Raw genomic sequence first — 11,400 nt, forward strand, 5'->3', positions numbered from 1 at the left:
TTAAACGGTCGAGCGCTCAATGACCTCTTTGGCCAGGTTGCGATACTGCTGCGTAGCAGGAGAGTTTGGCGCCCACGTAGTAATCGGCTCTCCGGCCACTGACGTTTCCGGGAAACGAACGGTCCGAGTAATTACGGTGTCAAAGACTTTATCGCCAAAATAGTCCACCACTCGGGACATAACTTCCCGAGCATGCTTCGTGCGGCGATCAAACATGGTCACCAAGATACCCATGACCTCAAGATCAAAGTTGATACGGTCAGAGACCTTTTCCACCGTGTCAGTCAATAGCGCTAAACCACGCAAGGAGAAGAACTCGCACTCCATTGGGATGATCACGCCCTGGGAGCAGGCAAGCGCGTTGACGGTAAGCAGCCCCAAGGAGGGCTGGCAGTCGATGATGATGAAGTCATAATCGCGCCGCACTGGGCGCAGGGCCCGAGCTAGCGTGTGTTCGCGGCCTACTTCATTGACCATCTGAATTTCCGCAGCAGAAAGGTCAATATTAGCCGGTACCAAATCCAGGCCTGCTACCCCAGTGTGCTGGATAGCGGAGTGAATAGAAGTATGGCTATCGAGCATGACGTCATAGATAGTGTCCTCGATATCGTCATGTGTGAGCCCCAAACCTGCCGAAAGCGCACCCTGCGGGTCAAGGTCAACCAAGAGGACTTTACGCCCATACTCAGCGAGGCAGGCTCCCATATTAATGGTGGAGGTGGTCTTACCCACGCCACCCTTTTGGTTACACATCGAGATAATGGTAGCCGGCCCATGCTTTTCCAAGGGTGCGGGTTCTGGCAACTCGCGGATAGGACGACCGGTCAGCCCCACCTCTACATCAGAGGCAGAAAAAAGACCCTCTTCGCTCACAGTCACACCTGCTTCCTTGACGCCAAGTTCCGGACCATGACACCTGGCTTAGGGTTGATTACAACGTTGTCATTAAAGCGTACCCGCTACAGCAAGAAAGTACCGAGACTTAGTTTATATCAAGCTTTTAGCGTTGACTAGAACGTCGTTTAAGCGCGGCCACGAGAGCGATCAGAACGATAAGGATCGCCGCAGCTGCCCCTCCGATAATCCAGCCCATATGCGAGCTCTCATTTTCATCTTTGGGTTCTTCCTGTTGCCGCTTATCGAGGTTCTCCGACTCAGATTGATAATTAGGGTCCTGCAAAGTGACGATGAGGGCGGCACCAGAGCCATCATTGCGCAGCAACTGCATAATGAAGGGATTATCAGGCGCTTCTCCCTCTGGATACGTCAGAGTGAGGGTGCGTGATGAAGCATCCACGTCGCGCTTTACGCCTTGGATGATATTTCCTTCACCATCAAGGTAGCGCAGCTTAACGTCGTTTTCTTCCGTGTCCTTAAACTGCTGGTAGAGGTCATAGGCCTGCTTGAGCCCCATCTTCGCGGTAATAGTATTGCCTTCAATATGGGATTCAAGGTTGACGTATTCCGCGCCTTCTAGATTGGCCTCCCCTGCAGGCTTACGTTCCGGTTTTTTACCTGGCACTACCGGGAGATTTTCCTTCCCCTTCGCCGGCGCGGGCTTGTCCGCCCCACCTTCGTCTCCCTTGCCTGCCGGGGCATTGCCGCCTTCATCCGACTTATTCGGCGCCGGGCCAGGCGCTGGAGCTGGAGCCCCCTCTGCACCGTCGATTTCTTCCTGAATGTCTTCCTGCTCCACCGAACCATCGGCTACCAGCGTGAGAGTTGCATTCATACCCTGGGCGGAGACGGGAACAGAGATTTGGCCGCCCTCTGGTGGGGCGGTGATGGTAGCAGAGGTACCAGAGGCAGAAACGTTCCACCCATCACCCGAGTAGCTCGCCTCGGCCGGCACTGGCAGGCTCACGGTCGTGGTTTCGCCGGCCGGAACCGGGATAGGCGCGGCAATAGCGGCTTCTACCTCCGGTGGCAGCTGTGCCTGCGCCACCGCGGGGAAAAGCAACGCGGTAGAAAGTACCGCGCCGGCTACACGAGTAGAAAACATATATGTCCTTTCTTAGGCACGGGGGTGAGCAGTGCGCCACACCTCACGCAAGGAGTCGGCAGTGACGTGGGTATATATTTGCGTTGTCGTCACGGATGAATGTCCCAGCAATTCTTGCACGGTGCGCACATCTGCGCCGCCTTCAAGCAGGTGCGTCGCAAAAGAATGCCGCAAGGTGTGGGGAGAAATGGACTTTCCCAGATCTACACGCTGTGCAGCTGTCTTTAACACTGCCCACGCGCTTTGGCGCGATAAAGCCCCGCCGCGGGTATTGAGAAACAACGCCGGCGTTGTGCCTTTGCTCAGCACCGGACGAGCCCGCACTAAATAGCCGTCAATGGCCTGGCGGGCATGCGACCCCAAGGGCACAATCCGCTCTTTGTCGCCCTTTCCGTGCAGGTGGATTACCTCTTGCGCAGAGGAAACGTCATCAACGTTTAGGGAGATTACTTCTGAAATTCGCGCGCCAGTACCGTAGAGCATTTCCAGCAGGGCACGGTCGCGCACATCCACCGGGGTTTCAGTGGGAATTGCCTCAATAAGGCCGCTGACCTCGTCCACCGATAACGTCTCAGGCAAATGCTGTCCAGTTGATGGAGGGGTAACCTCCACCGCAACATCGACGTCTACAACGCCTTCTGCCACGGAAAATTTATGCAACCCGCGGGCTACGATGAGAGCACGATTAGCCGAGGACGCAGCCATTTTTGACCGCAGATCCTTGAGATAAGCCTCCACCATAGGCCGCGTTACCGCGCGCAGGTCCTCTACCCCGTTGTCCTCCAACCAAGTGACATAGCGCCGAACATCACGGCGATAATTACTCAACGTATTGGCAGAAACGCCTCGCTCAACCGCTAGATGATTAAGCCACGTCTGCGCTATATCTTCGACCGCGCTCACAGCTGCTTCAGGTCCGCGCCCGTGCGCCGGGCACTCATCGACGTCGGCCGCAACGTGAAAGGCTCATCCACGCTGCGGGTCGCCTTGCCACCGCGCAGCACTGCATAAGCCGCCAAAATGCCGCTGCAGGCGATGGAATTGACGATTTCGCCTCGCATTACCTTGTCGACGGCGTCCTCGAGCCGGACCCAAGCAACCTCCATATCAGCTTCTTCATCCCCGGTAGCCTCCATACGCGGCACCTCAGAAAGGTCGGAGGCTAAGAAAACACGGACCGCTTCTTCGCAGAACCCCGGTGAAGTTACCAAATCCGTCAGCACTGACCACGTCTGCGCGCTCAGACCAGCTTCCTCCTGTAACTCCCTCTTCGCGCCGGTTAGCTCATCTTCGCCGCGTACGTCGAGCAAACCTGCCGGTAATTCCCACAGGCGCTTGCCCACGCTGTGGCGATACTGATACACCATGGCAATTCGTTCGTCCGAGTCCAGTGCCACCACTGCCACCGCGCCTAGGTGCTCTACTACCTCGCGGGAGGCAGAAACATCGCCGGGCATGACAACCTCGTCGCGGCGGAGAGCGAGAATGGGGGCGTCGACAAGCAATTGCGAGTCAAGCACCTTGAAATCATGCGCCATGAGCTATTTCTTTCCCGGTAGGGCAGAATCCGCGGTCTCTGTGGCACCATAATCGCCTTGACCACCATCGAGCTGCTCCTCGGTGGCCAAAATAACGGCAATGCGCTCGACTGCACGCTCGGTGCCATCGACCGTGGACAGCTTCGCATCTTGGTCGCGCACCTGGGCAAGTGCCTTATCGTCCTGAGTTTGTTTGGTACGCCCGCTAAACACTACAGAACCATTGACATCATCCAACCCGGTAACAAATTCCGCCAAAGCATCGGAAGGGTAGCCGCGCAGGCCATTGCCAGAGACGACGATAATGGCCTGGGCAGGAACGATGGTCCCATCCTCGTAGTCAATGAAGCCTTCGTCGCGCAGCTTATGGAGCACATCCGCACGCTCTTGTACTGATGCCATGGGCTTCGTGCTCTCAGGATCCATAGACAATGCAGTGCCGAGCACCTCACCGCTGAGCGCTCCCGCAGAATCCAGATCCTTGGTATCTGCCTTCTTAGGCGCAGTGTCTTTCAGGATGGGCAAAAGCTTGTCTTTAGTTTCGGGGCGCAAAAAGTCCTTGGTCAGCTTAATCTCGCCGGCCTCCGTGGCACCGGAAGTTTCCAAGAGCTTCCGGATTGCGTCCACGTCTCCGCCATTAGCATCATCGGTGGTGACGATGAGCACGGGCCGCTGAGACAATGCCCCGTTTACTAGTTCCGCCCCGGAATCAGCCACGATTTTATCGCTCGCCTCATTTTGGGTCTGCAAAATCTTATTGTCCTGGACGACCTTGCGGTGCTCCTCACGGATCGGATCATCATCGGCCATGCCGGTGGTCAGATTGGGAGCAATGACCAGGGCACCCAGCGCCACGCCTACCGCGGCGCCGAAGCCCAAGCCTGCTACTAGCTCAGTCTTTGCCATGCTCTATGCGCCCCCAAAGAGCCTGGACCAGGTTTCGCTGAGGTTACTTGCAAAGTCCTGACTTCCGCCGAAACCGACGATGAGGATAACCGCCGCAATGGCTACCAGGATTCCCAGCAGTGCCCACAGCCAGCCAAGGTTGGACGAAGGTGCACTGTAGAGGTTAATCACCGCATCCGCGTCAACCACCTTGGTGCCGGCCTTAAGCCGGGAAAGCACCGCCGATGGGTTGGTGCGATCCGCAAAAATATCATCAAGGTCTACCCCACCGCCTGCCTGCACGATGAGGTCTGCGCCGTGATAATCAGCAAAAAGCAGACCCAAATCGGTACCTGAATGCGTCGCTGCGGGAAAAGTCATGGCACCGATGCCGAGGTCGTGGATGCGGTCAAGGCCTTCTACCTCGCCCTCTGGATCCGCAGGAACAACCACACGGGCGCCACAACGCAGGGCCTCATCGCTGACGCTATTGGGATCACCAATGATGAAATCTGGCTTATACCCCTGTGCTAGCAACGAATCTGCAGCCTCTCCCACCGCAATCAGCAGCGGCTCATACTCGCGGATAAAGTTCCGCAGCTGCTTGAGCTGTTCGCGGTGTCTGTCTGTTGGCGAAAACAGCACGACCTTGCGGCCTGCGATCTCAGAGCCAGAGGCGGGAACCCCGAGGCCGTCGATAAGCAGCGGCCCCTCAGAGTTAATAAAATCAATGGAGTTGCCAAAGAAGGATTCCATGTGGTCAATCAGCGCACCCTGCGCCGCGGTGAAGTTCTTTTCTGTTCGCTCGCGAGTAACCACACGGCCCGTGCCAAGTGCCTTATCACCGCTAAAGACGGTGCCATCCTCCCCGATTCGCGCCTTTTTTCCATCCTTGAACTCAGACACGAAGGACTGGCCAACGCCCTCAACGAGGGCAATGTCGGCGTCAAGCAAAATGTGCGGGCCATAATTGGGGACCGTACCGGTAGAAAACTCCGCCACGTTAATCACGGCGGAGGGTTTAAGGTCTACGAGGGTTTGGGCCTCGTGGCGAGAGATATTAGCCGCATCAATTACGGCGACATCGCCTTCACTAAATTTTTTCATCCCCTTAGCGCCTGGAGTGCAATCTCGCAGTGCACCAGGCTGCTCGGGGTTACGGGAAAACAGAGCCATGACCCCTATTGTGACGTGATTATTGTTTCTAGTGGGTTAGGCGCGCGGAAGCTTCTTGCTGTGCCCGCTCAAAAAGCTCCTGCGCGTGCGCGCGACCAGTCTCCGTATCATCCAGGCCTGCCAGCATGCGCGCCAACTCCTCCACGCGCTCGTCCTGCGAAAGCTCGGCCACACCAGAAGTGAATTTTTCCTTCGAAACATGCAGGTGTGCATCGGCATACGCTGCTACCTGCGGCAAGTGTGTTACCACGATAACTTGGTTGTGCACGGCCAAACGTGCCAGGCGGCGGCCAATTTCCACCGCCGCGCGTCCGCCCACACCGGCATCTACCTCATCGAAGACCAGGGTGGCGCCGTCCTCATCCGCTAGCACCACCTCCAAGGCCAACATGACACGGGAAAGTTCGCCGCCTGAAGCTGCAGACGCGATCGGCTTTCCGTTCAGCTGCAGCTCGGCCGCGTCCGCGCCAGTTTTAGAATATTTCGCCTGCGTCAGCTCAACTGTCAACGTTGAATTCGGCATGGCTAGGCCGTGCAGCTCTTGCGTGACCTGCTCCCCCAAAGCCTTCGCCGCTTGCCGACGCCCCTTTGTCAGCTCCCCAGCCCGCTCAACCATCACCGATTCAGCGTCCTTGACCTGCTTTTTCAATTCCTCTAGGGCTTCAGTTGAGGTATCCATGGATTCGAGCTTTGCTGCAGCTTCATCCCGCCAAGCTATAACTCCGTCAATATCCCCGGCATATTTGCGGGTCAGTGTACGAAGCTCCTGCTGGCGCTGCAAGGACTTTTCTAAAAGCTGCGGATCCGCCGGCAACCCGGCCAGATACCCTCCCAGCTCGCCGGAAATATCGCCCAGTTGTGAAGAAATCTCACTGAGCCGTTCGCCCAAGGCGGCCAATTCCTTGTCGGTAGTCCCCGCCAATGCCGAAACCGCCCGGCCCAGCAACGCCGAGGCAGCCTCTTCCAGTTCCTCGGTGCCGTCGATAGAAGCCAGTGCAACTTCCGCGGATTCGCGAAGACCGTCGACGTCTTGCAGCTTGCGAACCAGCTGCACCAGCTCCTCATCCTCACCCGGCTCCGGCGCAACGCCGTCGATCTCATCCACCGCGAACTGCAGGCGATCAACCTCTTGCGCGAGTTCGCGGCGCTGCTCTGTACGCCGCTTATAGTCCTTTGCCAAACGGCGCCATTCTTTAAAAGCCTCGGTATAGCGACGGCGTACCTCGGCCAACGTAGGATCCGCACGGTCTACTGCACCCAATTGTTCCTCGGGAGCAAGCAAACGCAGCTGATCATTTTGCCCATGGACCGTAATAAGTTCGCGGGCAAATTCGCCTAAGGTTGCCGCAGGCACCGCCCGACCACCCAAATAGGCCCTCGATCTACCTGCAGCAGAAACCGTCCGGGAGACGATGTATTCTCCATTTTCATCGGGCTCCCCACCTACTGATTCGACCAACTCGCGGATAGAATCTTTCCCCGAGGAAAAATGCCCCTCTACTGCCGCTTTCTTCGCCCCATCCCGCACCCGGGAGGCATCCGCGCGTCCACCTGCTAAAAGCCGCAATCCAGTAACCACCATGGTCTTGCCCGCACCAGTTTCACCAGTAAGCACGGTTAGACCAGTAGAGAGCTCCGCGGAGCTCTGGCTAATAACGCCCAGGTCATTAATGGAAATATCGACGAGCACTACTTCTCCTTCGGCCCGCGCCACCCTTCTACGGGCAGGCGCAGCTTCGAGACTAAACGGTCAGTAAAAGGTTGGTCATCCAAGCGTACCCATCGCACCGGACGCGCGCCTCGCACTACCTCCACGCGAGCTCCTGGAGGCATGGCGAGCGCACGGAAACCATCCAAAATCACGGTCGCCGGAGTTGTACGCATGGTTGATTCAACGGCTACTAAAGAATTGGGCGAGACGACTAGGGGCTTAGTAAACAAAGCGTGCGCATTATTCGGTACTACCAAAATCGCGTCGAGCGAGGGCCACAGCACCGGCCCGCCAGCCGAAAACGCATAGGCGGTCGACCCAGTAGGCGTGGAGATGAGCACCCCATCACAACCGAAGGAAGACACCGGCCTGCGGTCAACTTCCAAAATTGCGTCCAATACTCCAGAGCGATTTTGGTTTTCTACCGAAGCCTCATTCAGAGCCCAGCTGCGATTGAGAAGGGTTCCTTCCTCGTCAAAGATGGTGACATCGATGGTGAGTCGATCCTCAATGCGGTACCTTTTGTCTATGACCCGCACTAAGGCCTGATCTAGGGATTCGACTTCCCACTCAGCCAGAAATCCCACATGCCCGAGGTTGATTCCTAGCACCGGAATATCCACAGAACGTGCCATATCCGCTGCACGGAGGAAGGTTCCGTCTCCACCGAGTACCAGGACTAATTCGCACCCCGAAGCCGCGTCTTCGGTGTGGGGGACGTGCTTTAGCCCAGGCAAGACCTTCTCGTCCGCGCACACTCGAACAGTAATCCCGGCATCTTGTAGCAGCTCCGCTGCTCGCGACGTTGCCTGCAGGTTCTGCTCGCGGTTGGCATGAGGCACCAACAGGATCTCACGGGTCATTGCGGGCCTTCCTCGACTGCACGGTCAATCATTTCTTCTACTCTAGCCAGATCCGTGGGCGCGCCGTCCTTTTTCAGCCACAGGAAATACTCCACGTTGCCACTTGGCCCAGGCAGCGGGGACGCTACAGCACCGTGCATGCTCAACCCGAGCGACAGGGCAAACTGAGCGACCTCCTTGGTTACTTCCTTGCGCAATTCCGGTGATCGAACGACACCACCGCTGCCAAGGCGGTCCTTGCCCACCTCGAACTGCGGCTTCACCATGGGCAATAACCAGGCACCATCCTTTAGGCATTCCACAATGGCTGGCAATACGAGCCGGAGGGAGATAAAGGACAGATCTCCAACCATGCCGTCACAAGGGCCGTCGGTAAGCTCGAGCGTCAGATTCCGGATATTGGTACGGTCGAGAACTTTTACTCGATCGTCGTTTTGGAGGCGCCAGAGCAGCTGTCCGTAGCCGACATCCACAGAAAGAACTTCCTGCGCGCCGTATTCTAAGCACACATCAGTAAAGCCACCGGTAGACGCACCGGCATCAAGAATGCGACCATTCATATCGACGTCAAACGCCGCTAAGGCTCCCAAAAGCTTGTGCGCACCGCGGGAGGCCCACTTATCTTCCTCGGACTCCTCCACCTTGATGGAGACCTCTGGTTCTACTATCGACGCCGGCTTTTGTGCCTTGAAACCACCGACCGTGACACGGCCGGACTTGATCATTTCCCGGGCCTGCTCACGAGAGCGCGCAATCTTCCGGCGCACCAGCTCCGCGTCTAACCTACGACGTTGTGGGGGCATTAATTCTCCTGCAAAGCATCGCGCAACACATTGTGGGCGCGGTCCAGCTGTTCCACCTCAGCGGCCAAATCCGCTGCGTTTTCTCCTAAAATCTTTGCTACGTCAGCATCGATCTCCGCCGGCTCCTTCACGGCGCGAAAATCATGCGGCTTTACCGCCATTGCGCAACAACCTTTTCCGCGCGCTCGCTTCGCGGTTGAATATAGCGCGGAGGAGACGGCATGGCCCACGCCACCTCCAACACAGTTCTTAATGCCTGCACTGACGTGGACTTCTCGTCGCCGCCTTCCAGCAGAAGATCATGTCCATCACACCGAGCAGTAAATCCACCCTGTGCTCCAGGTCGGGCAACAGCGAGCGGCAAAGCCAGTTCATGCATACCTGCACCAATAAAGTTGGGGCGCGCCTCCACAGGTGCCTCAATAAGTTCTAGTTCCCCAGAAACACCGGTAAGCACATGGAAGGTATTCATGGCAGCGGAATTACCACCGGCGATATCGGTATCCAAACGGTCGCCTACAGCAAGCGGTTTTTTCGCACCAATTTGCTTCGCCGCAAAAGTAAACATGGCTGGCGAGGGCTTTCCTGCAGACACCGGCTCTACCCCGGTGGCGGACTGGATGGCGGCCACGAGGGAACCATTGCCCACGGCAAACCCCCTCTCGATAGGCAGAGAAGTATCTAGGTTCGATGCGAAAAACTTCGCTCCCTGGCGGATGGCCAGAGCCCCTTCTGTCAATTGCTCCCAGCCAACAGAACGGTCAAAACCCTGCACAACAGCGGCAGGCTTGTCATCAGCGCTGGAGACCACCTCAAAGCCCATCTCGCGGGCCAAATCACGAAAGGAATCAGCACCAATAATGAGGAGTTTCGAGGCGGCTGGCACCTCATCCGCCACTAATTGAAGGACTGCTTGGGCGGAGGTAACAATCTGCTGCGTGGTCGCCTCGAGCCCGATGTCTGCCAGCATCTTCGACACTGCTTCTGGGCTGCGTGAAGCATTGTTCGTCACGTACACCGCCGGCACACCACAGGTATTGATGACGTCCACCACGTTAGAAAGTGGGCGGCCGCCTTCCCACACGGTGCCGTCTAGATCGAGCAGAAGAGCATCGTGTTTGCTTAGCACCGTCACTACTTACACTCCTCTAAGCGCTCCGCTGCATCGGTCCAGTCGCCCTCATCAATTGAGACGGCGTGCTCAAACCATTCCTTAGCTTCGTCCTTGCGACCCGCTTCCAGCAGAGCATTGCCATAAGCATATGCGAGACGGCATGCGCTTATCCCGCGTGCATCTCGATCAGGATGAGCGCGCTGGATAGTTACAACGGCTGACTCGGCTTGGCCCATATCTAGACGGGCTCCGGCTAAAACAATCGCTAGCTCGATTTTAGATTCCTCATCGAGCTCAGCCGCGTCATCCGCGCGTCCAAGCTCGAGCGCTTTTTCTGGGCGTCCCAAGCCGCGCTCACAGTCAGCCATTACGGCCAGCAGCCCAGGCCCGCCGGAAATACGCCGGGAAGCACGCAATTCAGCCAGCGCTTCCTTCCATTCGCCAGCACGATATGCGGCAATACCATTGACCTCTCGGGCGATAGCCACGCGGCCGGCACGGTCCTTAGCAGCACGTGCGTGGCGCAAGGCAAGCTTGGGATCGTCTTCCATCCAGGTCGCAGCCATGATCATATGCTTGGCGACGGCCTCGGAATTCTCCTTCGAGAGCGATTTTAGGTCCTGCAAAACCAAGGGATCCAAATCGTTAACATCCACCCCGGCCGGGATGTCTGGGTCACTCATGCGACGATTGATGCGTTCCTCACGGTAACCGGAGCGCTGCGGCGAAAAAGACTTCTTTTTCCGGGAATCGCCCTTGAAATCACGGCTCTTGTTATTGCGTGGTTTGCGGTCACGTCCAGCTCGCCCGTTGTGGTTGCGCTCCGACATTAAGCCCTACCCTTTCTTGGTTGGAACTAGCACAGAAATACCGGCCCTATTCTACAACCCCAAGCGAAGAAGCCGGAATTTAGATCCTCTTGCGCTGCCGCAGCGTGAGCTATACAGCGCTAGGCCAAACGCTCGCCCAGACCGGTTCAATGAGACGGCGCTCGATCCTACTGAACGCAAATAAATTGCCAGGACCACCCACAGTGGAAAGCCACTCCGCCCCGCAACGCTCCACAACTCTTCACCGCCGACCGGCCGCGCAGTTGTACGAGCGTGCAAATGGACACTAGGAGGCTTAATCGCTCATTGCGTTACTGAACGCTCCGCGGACGCCCTAGTGCCGTACTCTTGGCTTTGCAGATGAGGCCCTCCACCAGCTGGGAGGGTTGGTAAAACGCAAGGAAGAGGGCGGTGGTGTGCCGTCCTCTTCTTTGTTGTATTTTGTTGTGTTTTTGTTGTTTGGTGTCGGCGGTGACTT

General features: G+C 57.1%; 12 protein-coding genes. All 12 read right to left on the reverse strand.

What is annotated here, in order from left to right; translation table 11 throughout:
• The 12 genes from WMP96_RS09145 to WMP96_RS09200 all read right to left on the reverse strand — a co-directional run bounded on the left by WMP96_RS09145 (position 1) and on the right by WMP96_RS09200 (position 10,922).
• Positions 1 to 873: a ParA family protein gene (locus WMP96_RS09145; protein ID WP_034668724.1), complete on the reverse strand. Its 873-nt coding sequence runs from the start codon at positions 871 to 873 to the stop codon at positions 1 to 3.
• A 127-nt stretch (positions 874 to 1,000) separates the two neighbouring features.
• The gene (locus WMP96_RS09150; RefSeq protein WP_301716806.1) at positions 1,001 to 2,002 is read right to left on the reverse strand and encodes a hypothetical protein; all 1,002 of its coding nucleotides are present in this window, start codon (positions 2,000 to 2,002) and stop codon (positions 1,001 to 1,003) included.
• A 12-nt stretch (positions 2,003 to 2,014) separates the two neighbouring features.
• Complete coding sequence (gene xerD / locus WMP96_RS09155) at positions 2,015 to 2,905, reverse strand: site-specific tyrosine recombinase XerD (protein WP_340433032.1); 891 nt, start codon at positions 2,903 to 2,905, stop codon at positions 2,015 to 2,017.
• Positions 2,902 to 3,540 carry an NUDIX domain-containing protein gene (locus WMP96_RS09160; protein WP_023021610.1) on the reverse strand — a complete coding sequence of 213 codons (639 nt, stop codon included), beginning with the start codon at positions 3,538 to 3,540 and terminating at the stop codon, positions 2,902 to 2,904. Before WMP96_RS09160 ends, xerD begins: the two co-directional genes overlap by 4 nt.
• A gap of 3 nt (positions 3,541 to 3,543) precedes the next feature.
• Entirely contained in the window at positions 3,544 to 4,446 is a 903-nt protein-coding gene (locus WMP96_RS09165) for a copper transporter (RefSeq protein ID WP_301716804.1), read from the reverse strand.
• 3 nt (positions 4,447 to 4,449) lie between these two features.
• Entirely contained in the window at positions 4,450 to 5,601 is a 1,152-nt protein-coding gene (steA, locus tag WMP96_RS09170; protein ID WP_340433035.1) for a putative cytokinetic ring protein SteA, read from the reverse strand.
• 28 nt (positions 5,602 to 5,629) lie between these two features.
• Positions 5,630 to 7,291, reverse strand: a complete 1,662-nt coding sequence (gene recN, locus WMP96_RS09175) for a DNA repair protein RecN (RefSeq protein ID WP_023021613.1) — start codon at positions 7,289 to 7,291, stop codon at positions 5,630 to 5,632.
• Positions 7,291 to 8,175, reverse strand: a complete 885-nt coding sequence (locus tag WMP96_RS09180) for an NAD kinase (RefSeq protein ID WP_340433037.1) — start codon at positions 8,173 to 8,175, stop codon at positions 7,291 to 7,293. The genes recN and WMP96_RS09180 overlap by 1 nt, the downstream gene beginning before the upstream one ends.
• Positions 8,172 to 8,978, reverse strand: a complete 807-nt coding sequence (locus WMP96_RS09185) for a TlyA family RNA methyltransferase (protein WP_023021615.1) — start codon at positions 8,976 to 8,978, stop codon at positions 8,172 to 8,174. Before WMP96_RS09185 ends, WMP96_RS09180 begins: the two co-directional genes overlap by 4 nt.
• On the reverse strand, positions 8,978 to 9,139 hold the full coding sequence (locus WMP96_RS09190; RefSeq protein WP_162837064.1) for a hypothetical protein: 162 nt from the start codon (positions 9,137 to 9,139) through the stop codon (positions 8,978 to 8,980). The genes WMP96_RS09185 and WMP96_RS09190 overlap by 1 nt, the downstream gene beginning before the upstream one ends.
• Complete coding sequence (locus WMP96_RS09195) at positions 9,130 to 10,113, reverse strand: HAD-IIA family hydrolase (RefSeq protein WP_340433041.1); 984 nt, start codon at positions 10,111 to 10,113, stop codon at positions 9,130 to 9,132. Before WMP96_RS09195 ends, WMP96_RS09190 begins: the two co-directional genes overlap by 10 nt.
• Positions 10,113 to 10,922, reverse strand: a complete 810-nt coding sequence (locus WMP96_RS09200) for a hypothetical protein (protein WP_239206103.1) — start codon at positions 10,920 to 10,922, stop codon at positions 10,113 to 10,115. Before WMP96_RS09200 ends, WMP96_RS09195 begins: the two co-directional genes overlap by 1 nt.
• Positions 10,923 to 11,400: the final 478 nt, after the last annotated feature.

The sequence above is a fragment of the Corynebacterium sp. KPL4035 genome (genome assembly GCF_037908325.1).
Lineage (GTDB): Bacteria > Actinomycetota > Actinomycetes > Mycobacteriales > Mycobacteriaceae > Corynebacterium > Corynebacterium kefirresidentii.

Coding starts and splice junctions, on each gene's coding strand:
- WMP96_RS09150 (WP_301716806.1), bottom strand. CDS start 2,002: ATGTTTTCTACTCGTGTAGCCGGCGCGGTACTTTCTACCGCGTTGCTT.
- WMP96_RS09160 (WP_023021610.1), bottom strand. CDS start 3,540: ATGGCGCATGATTTCAAGGTGCTTGACTCGCAATTGCTTGTCGACGCC.
- WMP96_RS09165 (WP_301716804.1), bottom strand. CDS start 4,446: ATGGCAAAGACTGAGCTAGTAGCAGGCTTGGGCTTCGGCGCCGCGGTA.
- steA (WP_340433035.1), bottom strand. CDS start 5,601: ATGGCTCTGTTTTCCCGTAACCCCGAGCAGCCTGGTGCACTGCGAGAT.
- WMP96_RS09180 (WP_340433037.1), bottom strand. CDS start 8,175: ATGACCCGTGAGATCCTGTTGGTGCCTCATGCCAACCGCGAGCAGAAC.
- WMP96_RS09185 (WP_023021615.1), bottom strand. CDS start 8,978: ATGCCCCCACAACGTCGTAGGTTAGACGCGGAGCTGGTGCGCCGGAAG.
- WMP96_RS09190 (WP_162837064.1), bottom strand. CDS start 9,139: ATGGCGGTAAAGCCGCATGATTTTCGCGCCGTGAAGGAGCCGGCGGAG.
- WMP96_RS09200 (WP_239206103.1), bottom strand. CDS start 10,922: ATGTCGGAGCGCAACCACAACGGGCGAGCTGGACGTGACCGCAAACCA.